Raw genomic sequence first — 14,552 nt, 5'->3', positions numbered from 1 at the left:
CGCGGGTACCGGTCGGCCGGTCTGCCGCCTAGATCGGGTGCGGCTCCAGGTCCAGACAGCTCAGCCGCCACTCGTCGAGGGCCTGCACCCGGGGATGGTTCTTGCCGATGCGCTGGCTGAGGGCGGCCAGCGCATCCTTGTGCTTGGTGTCCGCCTCCTGCGCCCCACCGAGTTCCCTGAGGATGATGGCGAGATTGCCGACGCAGGTCAGCGTCGACGGGTGCGAGCGCCCCAGCGCCTCCTTGAGCAGGTCATAGGCCTCGATGCACTCCTTGCGGGCCTCCTCCCAGCGACCCAACGCCCCTTCGGCCGCCGCCAGATTCGCCCGGCAGATCAGCACATAAGGGTGGTGCTCACCGTTGAGCTCGCTGAACCTCTTCCTGGCCTCGTCCAAGAACTGCCACGCATCGGCCGCCTCCGAGGGGCCGGCCGCCCTGTCGCCCAGCAGCAGAACCGCGTAGTTCACGGCGCAAGCCAACGTCAGGGAGTGGCCGTCACCCAGGGTTGTCCGCAGGTCGTCGAGGACCCTGCGGATCAGGTTCAGCGCTTCCGCACCCCGCCCCAGAGCAGCCATGTCGCCTGCCAGGCTCATCTCCAGAAGCAGGCGTTCCGAGGACGGTCCTTTCTCGCCGTCCGGTGTCCGTCTCAGGACGAGTTGCACGAGTTCCTCGGCCTCGGCGGGCCGGCCCGCGCGCCGCAGCGAGCCCGCCAGGCCCTTGGCCGTGTTGAGCACGGTCGGCGAGCCCTCGGTGAGGCGGGGATTGCGCAGGCAGCGTTCATAGGCCCGCTTCAGCAGCGTGACCGACTCTTCGTACTCGCCGCAGTCACGGAGGTCGCGTCCGAGGTTGACCGCGGTCTCGATGGTGAGGGGGTGGTCCTGCCCCTGGATCTCCTCCCGCAGTTCGAACGTCTTGCGGTCGAGCTCCAGGGCCTTCTGGTAGTCGCCGGACAGCCTCTGCGCGACAGCGAGGTTGTTGGCCGCGCTGAGAGTGCGCGGATGGTCTTCACCGAAGATGAGTTCGTACTTCTCGTACGTCTTCTCGTCGTAGCTCAGAGCCGCCGAGAGGCGCCCCAGCCCTCTCAGGTCCGCGGCGATGCTGCTCGTCGTCATCAGGATGTGCTGGTCGTCCTTGTCCGCCAGCACAGCCAGCTGTCGCTCCAGCACCTCCTGGTCCAGGGACAGCGACTCCTCGTACCGGCCCTGGGTCCGCAGGACGTTGGCGATCTGGAAGCGCATGTGCAGGGTCCAGCGGTCGTCCGGGGAGCCATGGGCCGTCCAGTCCGCCACGCGCTTCTCGCAGTAGTCCAGAGCCTGGGCCAACTCGCCCCGGCGGCGCAGTTGCCGCACGCGGTCCACGAAGAGTTCCCTGATGCCCTCGTCGGTCGCGGCCTCGGCCCAGGGCGTGCCGAGGTGCGGCCAGATGATCCGATAGCTCTCCCAGGTGTTGGGGTCCTCCGGGTCGTCCTTGCCCGGACGCGCCGCGATCAGCGAGCGGTACACCACGTCGCGGGCCGCTTGGCGCTCCTCCTCCGTCATCCGGTCACGCATGGCCTGCTGCATCATCCGGTGCACGGTAAGGGCACGGGCCTTACGGTCCACGGTGACCAGTGAGAACCGACTCAGCTCCCGATAGGCGCGCGACACTGTCCGGGCTCCGCCCAGGGTCCCCGAGACCGCGAAGCCCTCCAGCAGATCCATCGAGATGGGCTCGGGGCTGTAGTACGAACAGATCTCCAGCAGCTTCACGGCCGGCGGGAACTTCTCCCTCAGCTGGCCGAGGGCGAACTCCCACGTACTGCCGCTGACCTTGGTGACCTCGCCCGCCTTGCCCGCGCCGAGACCACCCGCCTGTGCGCCGGTGGCCTGGGGCTGGAGCTGCTTGATGTAGGTACGGGCGTCGACGTCGCTCTGGGCGATACCCGCGGCGGCTCGCTCGATCGCGATCGGCAGGTCCCCCAGGATCTCCGCGATCTGGTTGGCCTCCGTCCGACCCAGGTCCGGCAGTCGACTGCTCAGGTGGGTGATGCTCTCCTCCCGCGCGAACACCGGCACATCGACGGTGTCCACGAAATGCCCCCAGCCCTCGGAGCGCTGGCTGGTGATCAGGATGTGACCGCTGCGGCGGCCCGCCAGCATGTACTCCGGGAGTCTGCTCGCCTCGGTGACGTTGTCCAGGATGATCAGCCAGCTGTCGTGGGGTTCACCTCGTTCGAGCGCGTCGTGCACCACCCTGGCCGTGTCGGTCGGATTCGTGCGCTCCGGCAGCTTCAGCTCGCCGGCCATGGCGGCGTACTGCTCCGGGACCAGCATGTGCTGCTCGGCCTGGATGTACCAGACGACGTCGTAGTCACTCTTGTAGCGGTGGGCGAACTCCTGAGCGAGCAGGGTTTTTCCCACCCCGCCCATGCCCTTCAGTACGAGCGCCCGGTTGCCTTCCTGCCAGAGCCGCTCACGGATGTTCTCCAGCAACTCGGTGCGGCCGGTGAAGGAGGTCGTACGCAAGGAGAGGTTCCACACCGGGGGCTCGGAACCCGGGTAGCGGGGCAACTTCGGCTCGTCCCCGTCGAAGGTGCTGTCCGACAACGACTCAGGAGTGCGGCCGAAACCATGCAGCAGTGCCTGTCGGCCGGCCTCGCCGGTGCCGCAGCGGGTCAGGTCCACGAGTTGGTCGGTGAAGGGTCGGCCCCTTTCCACGCGTTCGACCTTCATCGTGATCGACTGGTGCACGTCGCGCAGGTCGCCTGACGCGTAGACCGCCTCCGAGGTCGTACGGAAGCGGGCGGACCTGATGTAGGCCTCGGAGTAGACGATCAAGGTGTGCGAGGCTGCCTCGACGCCGCGTTCGATCTCCTCCCTGAGGGGTGCGCCCTCGACCGTGCCCTCCTGCGCCATGTGGACCTTGTACCCCTCCTTCCCCAGTACGGCGCCGGCCCAGTTGGCCCAGGCGCTGTCCTGGGGGACGAAGCTGATGTACACGTCCGAGATACGGGGCGGGCGGTGCCTGGTGTAGCGGTCAAGGGTCTCGCGGCGCAGGTTGTCCTCGATGCGCGGCATGGAGGACACCTGGCCCTCCGTGACGACCTCGGTGAGTCTCTCGTACGCGGCGAGCAGGCTCGTGGGGTTGCCGGACGGTTCACGGAAGGGTGCCAGCGTCTCCTCGTACGAGTAGATGGGGCGGTAGGGGATCTCCACCCTGCCCCAGTACTCGTCCGGGTCCCGGTCGCCGATGTGTTTGCGGAGGATGCGATCGAAGCGGTACTGGAACTGCCCGCGGGCCGCTTCCAGCCGATCCGCCTCGGCGTTCTCCACCCGCATCGGCACGGGCAGGATCCGGATGCCCCGATTGCCGTACATCTCCTCGATGCGCTCCGCCACCCCGACCGCGCCCTCGATGCTCTGGGTGCTCGGGGTGAAACACGTGACCAGGATGTGCGGCAGGCTCACCGTACAGATGTCGGAGATGTCGTTGAGGCCGGTACGGCTGTCGATGAGGATGTAGTCGTAGTTCTCGACGAACTCGAGCTTGAGAGCCTCCAGGAACCTGGTGGCCAGCGGCCCTTCCATGAAGGGTTTCCAGTCGAACTGGGAGAACGCCGACAGATACCCCTTGTGCCCCTTGCTCTTCTTCGTGGCCGGAAGGTAGTCGAGCGAACCGCCGGCGGGGAAACGCCAGGCCACCGGGATGATGCAGCTGTTGAGCGGAATCGCATCGAACCAGAGCTCACCGACGGTCCCTGGGGAGCCGGTGTCGTGTTCCTGACCACGTGCCAGCTCCGCCTCGTCCTGCTCACGCATCAGCTGGGTCGAGCGACTGACGAGATCGAGGACGCCGGGCGTCTTGCGCAGCTTGCCCTCGTCCAGGAAAGGGTGCAGGAAGCGGTCCAGACCCGGTGCGTCGAGGTCCCAGTCGACGACGAGGACGCGCTGCCCGGAAGAGGCCAGGATCCAGGCCGTGTTGGCCAGGGCCATCGTCCGTCCCGTACCGCCCTTGTACGAGTAGAACGTGATGATCCTGCCCGCGTCCTCGCCGGTCATGACGTGCCCTCCACGCGACTTCCGTTGCCTGCTTCCCCGTTGCCCGGTCCGGTGCCGGACCGTCGAGGCAGATCCGCACCGGAGTCCGGGAGATCCCGAACGCCACCGCCACTCTGGGACAATTGCGAATGAATGTACCGCAAGTATCCGATCTTGGTTGACTCGGCCAGCTCACTGAACCAGCGGGTGAAGGCATCCGCACTGTCCAATCCCTGGACCGCCGCACGCTCACCCTCCCGCCCCTCGTTCAAGAAGCGGGGGAAACAGCTCGTGAGCAGTCCTCGCAGCCGATCGGACTGCTCCTTGGTCTGCGGATCGTCCGCGGCAAGGGTACTGATCACCGCCGTCCACGGACGACGCGCGGTGTCGAACTTCCGTGCCTGCATTGCCATTTCACGATTCTCGAGCGCCCACGGGTCCACAACGAGTACCCAGGGGGCGTCCGGCACCGCCGCGCTCTTCAGCTCCTCCTGCGCCTTGTGGAAGGGCTCTACCGTCGGATGGAACCCGAGATTGCGGGCGAGCGCCTCCAGCTGTTCGACCAGGGGGTCCGCCACCGGCCCGTACGGCCGCCAATCCTCGACCCGCAAGCCGTACCGCAGGCTGTCCCGCCCCACCGGCAACTGATCCTCGGTCGGGGCCAGCACGGTGATGCGCAGCGGAGAGGCGAAAGGAACGGCGAACGCGTCGTCCAACTCCGCCAGCAGACGCGGATCGCGTTGCGGATGAGGCGGCTGCGACACAGGGGGTGGGGCGCTGACCGTGGACCGCACGATGCGCCGGGCGAGCCAGTCGACCACTTCGGAGACCTGGGATCCCACCAGATCGGCCGCCGACCGCTCCTCCGCGGACCGGGGTGCGGACCGCAGGTCGTTCCACTGGTCGAGTAACTGGTGCAGCCCCATGTCGCCATAGTCCTCCATGGCCGCGCCATGCCCTTCGGGGACCTCGGGCAGCGACCCGTGCACCGCCCGAGGCAGAGACGTGGGCGGGTAGGGCGTCCACAACACCGGGACGATCTTCGCCGGGGAGCTCCTCAGGGCCCCTTGGGTGACGGCGGTCCACTGTCGTCCGCACCGGGAGTTGCTGAAGTATCTCCGCGAGTACAGCGGAACGAAGACCTCGCAGTCCATCAGCGCTTCGATCGTCTTCTCCTCGGAAGTCCCCGGACGCTCGATGAAACCCACCGACCTGCGCCCGCGACCGTCATGGCGTTCCACTTCCGCGAGGAGGCGGTCGAAGAACTGAAAGACAAGCCGGTTGGGGTCCTGCGCGGTTTCCCGGCGTCGGGGAAACGGAACCCGCGCGTAGCTCACGAAGAACTTGGGCATCCTACCGTTCCCCCTCGAGATCGAAGACGTTCCGGAGGTCTTTGAAAAGCTCCACGTCACATGGCTCGAGGTTGGTCTGCTGAGCCACTTTGACAATCATCTGGGCGAGCGCCCACACCGATTTGCGGTAGGTGGCGTACTTGCTCGACAGTTTCAGTCCGTACAGGCCGGACCGGAGATAGTCGTCACCGAGGTCGGGGTGGGTGTACTGCACCTTCGCCACCACAGGGTGCAGTCTGAAGTGCTCGGGACCGACCCACAGGACCGGGACGATCGCGTTTCCGGTGAAGGGCCGGGTGCGGAGTTGTTCCTCCTGCCGCCGCGCGAAGGCGTCCCATTCCTTTCCGCACCATTCCCTGGTGAAGTAGCGCTGATTGTAGATCGGAACGAAGACCCGGCACGTGGCCAGAGCATGCATGAGCCGTTTTTCCCAGTCGGCGCCCACCCCCATGCGCCGGTCGAGGAATCCCGGCTGTTCCAGCCCATCGTGGTCCGTCAACTGCATGATGTGGCTGCATAACTGGGCATGGAATTCTTCGAGCGCTTTGTCCGACGGATCTTCCTTCTTCCGTTTCGCCCCCGTCAGTGGCGTCCGCGCATAGCTCATGAAGAACACATACGGATCTGTCGAGACCGCCGACTGGGTCGGCGCCTGAGAATCCGGCTGAATCATGGGCTCGCCTTTCCTCTCCCCCGCCGTCGCCCACTTCGGACCGAGTGGCCCTGAGCATCGCAGTTGGACCTCCTCCAGGACCCATTGGAACGCGACATCCACTGCCGGTGCCAGGGGTCGACCGGCGCCAGTTGCGCCGGAAGCCGGTACGGGGAACGGGAGTTGATGGTCCATTACACCGTGACCGGACCCGTTTCGGCCACTCCCCCCAGTGCTTCCGCCTTTGCCCGCAGGACACGGGCGAAGCGGTGCCCGAGCGCGGTCAGGGAGCCGGTTCCAGCCATGATGTCCAGTGCGTCGAGGACGGCCCGGCGCCATTTCTCGGCCTCGGCGGGTGGTCGCCCGGCGGCCGCGGGCCGCGCCGCGGTGGCGCCTCGCCGGGACCGGGCGCGCCAGATGTCGGCGACGGCCAGATGGGCGTAGGCACCCTGGATGACCGCGTCGAGCGGCCGGGGATCGGGGCGCCACCCGACCTCGTGGCGGCGTACGTCGGTTCCGTCGACGAGGTCGAACATGTCGAGCATCGCGCCCAGTTTGACGTGCTGGTACTCGTGGACGAGGAGGAGCGCGAGGTCGTCGGCGGAGCGGGGCAGGGCGATGCCGACCGCGCCGAACGCGTGACGGGAGGTGGCGCTCACGTCGGCGCCGGACGAGGAGGCGGCGAGCGGGGTCACGGTGACCAGTCCGGCCGCGATGGCGTCCGCGTAGCCGGGGTACTCACTCCGGATCAGCCGCCAGGCCTCCCTGAACATGTCCTGCCAGGATCGGAATTCGGACTCCGGGAGCCGGGGCCGGGGCCGGTATCCGTAGCAGCCGCGGGACGGGTCGATGTCGTCGAACGCCACTTCCAGGCCATCGGCGGACAGGCGCCGCAGGCTCTGCCAGATCATGCCGTCGGGCGGTTGTTCCCGGTCCAGCCGCCGCCCCTCGACCGTGATCGCCTCGCCGGAGACAGTGAGGGTCACCTCGGGCAGCACCTGGCAGGGGCTGCCCGCGCGCAGCAGCAGTCGTCCCAGCCCCGGCAGGTGGATCCCCGTTCCCTCGGGGCCGCGCCGGAACGGTACCGGCAGTGACAGTTGCCCGCCGGTCCGGGCGACCGCCGACAGGGCAGCCTCGGCCGGGTGGCCCTCGGCCCGCTGCACCGACTGCCCGCACGCCAGTGCCCACACGCGTAGATACGGGTCGGCGAGCAGCACCTCCAGGGCGGCCGGGGGCAGGGACCGGATCGCCTCCCACCCGCGGGCCGACGTGGCGGCGCCCGCCCCCGCACCGTCCGCCCGGTGGGCAGCGGCCAGCAGTGCGCGCCGCTGGCTGCTCTGAGCCGAGGCCAGGGAACGGATGGCCGCCGAACTGCCGTAGCCGGCGGACAGTTCGTCGAAGTGGGTCCAGGACAGTCCGTGCCAACCGTGGCGGACGCCGGTGGAGCTCCTTTCCGCAGCCTGGACGTACTCGATGAGTTTCAGCAGGTCGGCGCAGTACACGGACGGGTTGTCGAAGCCGTTCGACGTGCGGTGACGGTGTCCGTACAGCCCGCCACCGCAGACCGCGACCACGGGGCAGGCCCGGCACTGCGCGCTGAGGCCGGGCAGCCCTGTGCGGCGGGCTTGGATGCCCTCGTGCTGGGCGGCCTCTTCCAGACGGTTGGCGGTGATGTGCAGGTCGGTGTCGGGGGCGCCGGGATAGGCGGTCTTCAGCCAGTCGGCCTGTTCGATGGCGCCATCGGTCTCGACCACCAGCAGGTCCGAACTACCGAGGCCGAGTGCCTCCGTGAGGCTGCCCCGGCCGTGGGTCAGTCTGCTGATCGACTCGAAGATGCGGATGCGCATCGGCATGCCGTCCGCGGTCCACTGCTTGTGCACGGCGATCAGCCAGTCCGCGTAGTCGGTCTCGCCCCTGGGGCGGGGCGGCGGGTACTCCCAGGTGGCGTGCGGCAGCAGGAAGTCGACGCCGGGCGGGGACAGCTCGGCGAGCGCCCGGTACACCTCCACCGGGTCGTTCTCCACGTCGACCGTGCACAGCAGGCCGCCGAAGGCTCGGCGATGGGCGGGGAGGTTCATCAGGCGCACCGCCCGCACCGCCGCCCGGTAGGAGCCGGAGCCGTCAGGCCGGATCCGGTGCCGGTCGTTGGACGTCTCGTCCCCGTCGAGTGAGATGCTGGTGACGATGGATTCCTCGGCGAGCATCGCGCAGAACGCGTTGTCCAGCCGGAGCCCGTTGGTCTGCATGCGAAGGTCGAGTTCGGCCACACCGTGCAGCGCGGAGCGCAGCACGCGGGCGAAGCCACGCAGTCGGTCCCGCCCGGCGAGCAACGGCTCACCCCCGTGCAGGACCACGTGGACACGGGGGAGACGGTGTGCGGCGGCGTGCTCGGCGATCCGGGCGGCCGCGCGGGCGAAGGTCTCCTCCGACATGGTCACGGGACGCCCACGCCAGCTCTGGTCGGCATGCTTGTAGACATAACAGTGGTCACAGTCCAGGTCACAGCGACTGTGAACCTTGATCACGAACTGGCGGAAGGGCCGCGCCACCGCGGTCACCAGTGCGTCCCCTCGGGTACCGGTCGAGCCGGTCAGAGCGACGACTGGAACGCGGCCACCGGTTCCCCGTTCCCCGCGAGCATCCTTGCCAGAGCCGACTGCTGGGCGGACTCAGGCACCTCGTCCAGCGAAGTGTCGTGCAAGTCCCTGACGACGCTCGCGGCGAAGGGCTGCTCGTAGCTGTCCATAGGCGTCTCCTCGGGCGTACGGCTCCGGGCGGCACACCTCATAGTGACGGCGTGGTAACCGAACAGCAAGGCGATCGCCAGCCAAGTCCGTGGCACAGAGCGCGAACGGCCGTGATCGTCAGGAAGCCTTTCCTGGCGGCTCCTCGACGCGGAGGAGCCGGCGGGGCAGGAAAGTCGTCCTGACGACACGGCCGTTGTCCGTCGTGGGGTTCCGCGGACGGGGCGGGTGTCGCGCCTACGCCGTCCCGTCCTTCGTCGAAGCCCCCGGCGCCGTCAGGTCCTTCTCCTCCGGGAGTTCGTCGACGTCGACTCCGCGGACCTGGGCCAGTTCGTGCTTGAGGGCCGCGAGTTCCGTGCCGCCCGCCATGTGGTTGGTGAGTTCCTCCAGGGTGACCTGGTCGCGGGCGGCGGAGAGTTCCATCGTGCCGAGGCGCAGGACGCTGAAGTGGTCGCCGACCATGTACGCGTGGTGGGGGTTGTGGGTGATGAAGATGACGCCGAGGCCGCGGTCGCGGGCGGCGGCGATGTACTTCAGGACCACACCGGACTGCTTGACGCCGAGGGCGGCGGTGGGTTCGTCGAGGATGAGGACGCGCGCTCCGAAGTACACGGCGCGGGCGATCGCCACGCACTGGCGCTGGCCGCCGGAGAGGGTGCCGATGGGCTGCTCCAGGTCGTCCAGGACGATGCCCATGTTGCGCAGTTCGGCGTCCGCGGTCTGCTTCATCTTCTCGATGTCGAGGCGGCGGATCGGCCAGGGGCCCTTCGTCATCTCCGAGCCGAGGAAGAAGTTCCGCCAGACCGGCATCAGGGGGACCGTGGCCAGGTCCTGGTAGACCGTGGCGATGCCGGCGTCCAGGGCCTCGCGCGGGGTGGTGAAGCGGACCGGGGTGCCGTCGACCAGGAACTCGCCCTCGGTGTGCTGGTGCAGACCCGAAATGATCTTGATCAGGGTGGACTTGCCTGCGCCGTTGTCGCCCAGGACGCAGGTGACCTTGCCGGGGTGCACGGTCAGGTCCACGCCGTGCAGGGCACGGACGTTGCCGTACGCCTTGCCCGCGCCGCGCAGTTCCACCACCGGCGTGTCGGTGGCGGGGGTCGCGGCGGACGGGGCCGCGGTCGTGTTCGTGGGTGTCATGGGGTGGTTCACCTCCGGGTCGCCTGGCGGCGGACCCACAAGTTGACGAGGGCGGCGATCAGGAGCATCACGCCGAGGAAGGCCTTGAACCAGTCGGGGTTCCAGTTGGCGTAGACGATGCCCTGGTTGACCATGCCGAAGATGAAGGCGCCGATGACCGGGCCGATCGCCGAGCCGTAGCCGCCGGTCAGCAGGCAGCCGCCGATCACCGCCGCGATGATGTACAGGAACTCGTTGCCCACGCCCTCGTTGGACTGCACCGTGTTGAACGAGAACAGCAGGTGCATGCCCACGAACCAGGCCCCGGCGCCCACGCCCATGAAGAGGGCCACCTTGGTGAAGTTCACGGGCACGCCGACGGCCCGCGCACTGTCCTGGCTGCCGCCGACCGCGAAGATCCAGTTGCCGAATTTGGTGCGCAGCAGCAGCCACGTCGCGATCGCCGCGAACGCCAGCCAGTAGAAGATCGTGATCTTGAAGTCGACGCCGCCGATGGTCACCTCGGAGGCGAAGATGCTCTTGGCCTGGTCGAAGCCGTCCATGTCGGCGATCGAGTCGGACGCCACATTGCCGGTGAAGATCTTCGTCACGGCCAGGTTGGAGCCCTGGAGGATCAGGAAGGAACCCAGCGTCACCAGGAAGCTCGGCAGGCCCGTCCTGATCAGCAGCCAGCCGTTGAACGCGCCCACCGCCACCGACACGACCAGCGCGACGATCACGCCCGTCCACACGTTCACCGTCAGCTGGAAGCTGAGGATCGCCGCGGTCAGGGCGGAGGTGGTGACCGCGACACCGGCGGACAGGTCGAACTCCCCGCCGATCATCAGCAACGCCACCGGCAGCGCCATGATGCCCATGACGGACGCCTGGTAGAGCACCGTCGCCAGCGAGCCGGCCTCACGGAAGGAGGGGGCCACGGCGAAGAAGAAGACGTACACACCGATCGCGGCGATCAGCGCGCCCACCTCGGGGCGGGCCAACAGGCGTCGGCCCAGGGAACGTTCGACGGTACGGCCGTCCTTCTGGGCGGCCGGCGGAGCCGGCGGCGAGGGGGAGCTCGCCGCCGGTGCCGTTGCTTGGGACATTCAGATCACCGGGTGCCCTTCGCGGCGAACTTGGCGATCGTGTCGACGTTGTCCTTGTCCACGAAGGCCGGGCCCGTCAGGACCGGCGCCTCGCCGCCGCCGCTGTAGTTGCCGTTGTTCTTGTAGAGCCACAGGGAGTCGACCGCCAGGTAGCCCTGGAGGTAGGGCTGCTGGTCGACGGCGAACTCGATGTCGCCCGCCTTGATGGCGTCCGTCAGCTCCTTGTTCAGGTCGAACGTGGCGACCTTGGCCTTGCTGCCCGCGTCGTCGACCGACTGCACGGAGGTCAGGGCGATGGGCGCGCCGAGCGTGACGACCTCGTCGATCGAGGAGTCCTGCTTGAGCTTGGCCGTGATGGTGGACTTCACCGAGGGCATGTCCGTGCCGTTGACGTAGAGGTTCTCGGTCTTGCCCTTGAAGGTCTTCTTCACACCGGCGCAGCGGGCCTCGAGGGAGACGTTGCCCTGCTCGTGGATCACGCAGACCGCGTGCTTGGCACCGGTCTCGTTGAGCTTCTTGCCGAAGGCCTCGCCGGAGACGGTCTCGTCCTGCCCGAAGAAGGAGAGCAGGCCCTGCTCCTTCCACACGTCCATGCCGGAGTTCAGGCCGACGACGGGGATGCCCGCCTTCTCCGCCTTGGCGATGACGTCCTTCATCGCGTCGGGCTTGGCGAGGGTGACGGCGATGCCGTCGACCTTCTGGTCGATCGCGTTCTGGACGAGGTTGGCCTGGTTCGCGGCGTTCGGGTCGTTCGAGTAGACCAGCTTGACGTTGTCCTTGTCGGCGGCCGTCTGGGCGCCCTTGCGGACGATGTCCCAGAAGGTGTCGCCCTGCCCGGCGTGGGTCACCAGCGCCACGGTCATCTGCGGCGTGTTGGCCTTGCCCGCGGAGGCGTTCGCCCCGCCCTCCTCGGCCTCCTTGCCGCCGGAGCTGCTGGAGCATCCGGCTATGAACATCGCGGAGGCCGCGGCCATGGCGAAAAAGGGAGCCACTCGGCGTGAGCGGGGCTGAAACGTGCGGTCCATCTTTCCTGCACCTCACTGTGCGACAGGGGGAAAGGGAACGGGACAGCGTCGGGCGGTGTGCCCGCGCGGGCCCGGACCTGAAGTCCGGATCATTGTGCCGGTAGGCCGGCTGCGCTGTTTCGTTGGGACGGGATCAAACCCCTGGTACACCCAGCTGTCAAGACTTTGTTAAGACATCATTTCACGAGCAGGTCCGAATGTCAGTACAAACTCTTGACAGCGGCTCTCTCGGGGCCCTACACCTGGGATACCTCCGGCCCCCGTGTGCGCGCTTCCCGGGCGCTCCCCGGGTCTCCGGTCGGCCCGCATCCCCCCACCCGAGGAGCGACGCGCATGCCCGAGTCCGCCGAGTCCTTCGATCTCATCACCATGGGGCGCATCGGAGTGGATCTGTATCCGCTGCAGACCGGTGTGCCGCTCGCCCGCGTCGAGACCTTCGGCAAGTTCCTCGGCGGGTCCGCCGCCAACGTCGCCGTGGCCGCGGCCCGGCTCGGCAACGCCTCCGCCGTGATCACGCGGACGGGAGACGACCCCTTCGGCGTGTTCCTGCACGAAGCCCTCACGGAGTTCGGAGTCGACGACCGGTTCGTCACGCCCGTCGCCGCCCACCCCACGCCGATCACGTTCTGCGAGATCTTCCCGCCGGACGACTTCCCGCTCTACTTCTACCGGCGCCCCAAGGCCCCCGACCTGGAGATCCACACCGACGAGCTGGACTTCTTCGCCGTCCGCGCGGCCCGCGTCTTCTGGATCACCGGCACCGGACTGAGCGAGGAGCCCAGCCGCTCCGCCACCATCGCCGCGCTCAAGGCCCGCGACAAGGCCGGCACCACCGTGTTCGACCTGGACTGGCGCCCCATGTTCTGGCAGGACCCCGAGACGGCCCGCCCGTACTACGCGGAGGCCCTGCGGCACTCCACGGTCGCCGTCGGCAACCTCGACGAGTGCGAGGTCGCCACCGGGGTCCGGGAACCCCGGGCCTGCGCGGAGGCGCTGCTGGAGGCGGGGGTGGAGCTGGCCGTCGTCAAGCAGGGCCCCAAGGGGGTGCTCGCCGTCCACCGCGACGGCACGGTCGCCGAGGTGCCGCCGGTGCCGGTCGAGGTCGTCAACGGGCTCGGCGCGGGCGACGCGTTCGGCGGTGCCCTCTGCCACGGGCTGCTGCGCGGCTGGGACCTGGAGCGGATCATGCGCTACGCCAACGCCGCGGGCGCCCTCGTCGCGTCCCGCCTCGCCTGCTCCTCGGCGATGCCGACGGTGGGGGAGGTGGAGGAGTTGCTGGGGACGGGGTGACGCCTCGGCCTCCGCCGGGTCGCTCCCGCTGGGGGGTTCGCCCCGCCGCGGGTGGGACAGCCGGTTCGTCGTCCGCCGGCGGGTGGGGGCTTGTCGCGCCCACGCGGCGGAGCCGCATGTGTCACCGCCCCGCGCCCCTGAAAAGCCACCGGGGCTGCGCCCCGTGCTTTTCAACGGCGCCTCGGGGATGAGGGCCGGGCCGCAGGCCCGTGCCTTCAGGGGCGCGGGGAACTGCGCGAGAAACCACAAGCCACCCGCACTCGCCGAACAAGCAGCGCCCCCCGAGCCATGAGGCGCCCGAGGGGGTCGAAGGGGCACCGCCCCTGGAACGGAGCCCGAGTTGACCCTCACCATCCCCGACCTGGTGTCCGTGCGCGCACGCCACCCCGAGGCCGTGGCCGAAGCCGCGGCGCGCCGTGTCCGCCGCCCGCTCATCGGCGACCGCGGCCGTCTGATGATCGTCGCCGCCGACCACCCCGCCCGCGGCGCCCTCGGTGTCGGCGGCCGCCCCCTCGCCATGGCCGACCGCGCCGATCTCCTCCAGCGACTCTGCACCGCGCTGTCGCGGCCCGGCGTGGACGGCGTGCTCGCCACCGCCGACATCCTGGAGGACCTGCTGCTCCTCGGCGTCCTGGAGAACAAGGTCGTCATGGGCTCCCTCAACCGCGGCGGGCTCGCCGGCGCGTCCTTCGAGATGGACGACCGCTTCACCGGCCACCGCCCGCAGGACATCGAGCGCCTCCGCTTCGACGCGGGCAAACTCCTGCTGCGCGTCGACTACGACGACCCCGGCTCCCTGCGGACCCTGCACTCGACCGCCCGCGCGGTCGACGACATGGCGGCGCGCCGACTGCCGCTGTTCGTCGAGCCGTTCATCTCGCGCCGCGTGGACGGCCGGGTCCGCAACGACCTGAGCGCCGAGGCCGTCACCCGCTCCATCGCCGTCGCGGCGGGCCTCGGCGGCACCTCCGCGTACACCTGGCTGAAGCTGCCCGTCACCGACGACGCCGACGCCATGGCCGAGGTCCTTGAGACCTCCACCCTGCCCGTCGTACTGCTCGGCGGCGAGGTGGGGAAGGATCAGGACGGCGCCTACGAGAAGTGGCGCAAGGCCCTGCGGCTGCCCACCGTGCAGGGCCTGGTCGTCGGTCGTTCCCTGCTCTACCCCGCCGAGGGCAGCGTGGAGACCGCGGTCGACACGGCGGTCGGGCTGCTCTGAGTCCCCCGCGGAAACACCGGACCGGCCCCC

10 protein-coding genes are annotated in these 14,552 nt (G+C 68.8%); 2 read left to right on the top strand and 8 right to left on the bottom strand.

Annotated features, from left to right (window positions below):
• Window positions 1-28: 28 nt before the first annotated feature.
• The 8 genes from fxsT to SMA5143A_RS02330 all read right to left on the bottom strand — a co-directional run bounded on the left by fxsT (window position 29) and on the right by SMA5143A_RS02330 (window position 12,013).
• A complete protein-coding gene (gene fxsT, locus SMA5143A_RS02365; RefSeq protein WP_107461153.1) occupies window positions 29-4,036 on the bottom strand; it encodes an FxSxx-COOH system tetratricopeptide repeat protein in 4,008 nt (1,335 codons plus the stop codon).
• On the bottom strand, window positions 4,033-5,367 hold the full coding sequence (gene fsxC / locus SMA5143A_RS02360) for an FxsC protein (protein WP_107461152.1): 1,335 nt from the start codon (window positions 5,365-5,367) through the stop codon (window positions 4,033-4,035). Before fsxC ends, fxsT begins: the two co-directional genes overlap by 4 nt.
• 1 nt (window position 5,368) lies before the next feature.
• Entirely contained in the window at window positions 5,369-6,040 is a 672-nt protein-coding gene (locus tag SMA5143A_RS02355; protein ID WP_107461151.1) for a TIR-like protein FxsC, read from the bottom strand.
• 173 nt (window positions 6,041-6,213) lie between these two features.
• Window positions 6,214-8,577: an FxsB family cyclophane-forming radical SAM/SPASM peptide maturase gene (locus tag SMA5143A_RS02350; RefSeq protein ID WP_107461150.1), complete on the bottom strand. Its 2,364-nt coding sequence runs from the start codon at window positions 8,575-8,577 to the stop codon at window positions 6,214-6,216.
• Window positions 8,578-8,609: 32 nt separating this feature from the next.
• Window positions 8,610-8,765, bottom strand: coding sequence for an FxSxx-COOH cyclophane-containing RiPP peptide (gene fxsA / locus SMA5143A_RS02345; protein ID WP_107461195.1), 156 nt, complete (start codon window positions 8,763-8,765; stop codon window positions 8,610-8,612).
• A 235-nt stretch (window positions 8,766-9,000) separates the two neighbouring features.
• Window positions 9,001-9,903, bottom strand: coding sequence for an ATP-binding cassette domain-containing protein (locus tag SMA5143A_RS02340; RefSeq protein WP_107461149.1), 903 nt, complete (start codon window positions 9,901-9,903; stop codon window positions 9,001-9,003).
• 8 nt (window positions 9,904-9,911) lie between these two features.
• On the bottom strand, window positions 9,912-10,988 hold the full coding sequence (locus SMA5143A_RS02335) for an ABC transporter permease (RefSeq protein ID WP_107461148.1): 1,077 nt from the start codon (window positions 10,986-10,988) through the stop codon (window positions 9,912-9,914).
• 5 nt (window positions 10,989-10,993) lie between these two features.
• On the bottom strand, window positions 10,994-12,013 hold the full coding sequence (locus SMA5143A_RS02330; protein WP_107461147.1) for a sugar ABC transporter substrate-binding protein: 1,020 nt from the start codon (window positions 12,011-12,013) through the stop codon (window positions 10,994-10,996).
• 333 nt (window positions 12,014-12,346) lie between these two features.
• On the opposite strand from SMA5143A_RS02330, the gene iolC reads away from it, so the two are divergent.
• Window positions 12,347-13,303: a 5-dehydro-2-deoxygluconokinase gene (gene iolC, locus SMA5143A_RS02325; RefSeq protein WP_107461146.1), complete on the top strand. Its 957-nt coding sequence runs from the start codon at window positions 12,347-12,349 to the stop codon at window positions 13,301-13,303.
• A 340-nt stretch (window positions 13,304-13,643) separates the two neighbouring features.
• Entirely contained in the window at window positions 13,644-14,522 is an 879-nt protein-coding gene (locus SMA5143A_RS02320) for a Cgl0159 family (beta/alpha)8-fold protein (RefSeq protein WP_107461145.1), read from the top strand.
• The last annotated feature ends 30 nt before the right edge of the window (window positions 14,523-14,552 follow it).

Origin of the sequence: Streptomyces sp. MA5143a (genome assembly GCF_900290235.1) — a bacterium.
Lineage (GTDB): Bacteria > Actinomycetota > Actinomycetes > Streptomycetales > Streptomycetaceae > Streptomyces.
Note: the sequence above shows the minus strand (reverse complement) of the source record. Positions and strands in the feature narration are given on the sequence as shown.

Bases quoted from the DNA above. Each gene is read 5' to 3' on its own strand.
- SMA5143A_RS02355 (WP_107461151.1), bottom strand. From the start codon at position 6,040: ATGATTCAGCCGGATTCTCAGGCGCCGACCCAGTCGGCGGTCTCGACA.
- iolC (WP_107461146.1), top strand. From the start codon at position 12,347: ATGCCCGAGTCCGCCGAGTCCTTCGATCTCATCACCATGGGGCGCATC.
- fxsT (WP_107461153.1), bottom strand. From the start codon at position 4,036: ATGACCGGCGAGGACGCGGGCAGGATCATCACGTTCTACTCGTACAAG.
- fsxC (WP_107461152.1), bottom strand. From the start codon at position 5,367: ATGCCCAAGTTCTTCGTGAGCTACGCGCGGGTTCCGTTTCCCCGACGC.
- SMA5143A_RS02335 (WP_107461148.1), bottom strand. From the start codon at position 10,988: ATGTCCCAAGCAACGGCACCGGCGGCGAGCTCCCCCTCGCCGCCGGCT.
- fxsA (WP_107461195.1), bottom strand. From the start codon at position 8,765: ATGGACAGCTACGAGCAGCCCTTCGCCGCGAGCGTCGTCAGGGACTTG.
- SMA5143A_RS02330 (WP_107461147.1), bottom strand. From the start codon at position 12,013: ATGGACCGCACGTTTCAGCCCCGCTCACGCCGAGTGGCTCCCTTTTTC.
- SMA5143A_RS02340 (WP_107461149.1), bottom strand. From the start codon at position 9,903: ATGACACCCACGAACACGACCGCGGCCCCGTCCGCCGCGACCCCCGCC.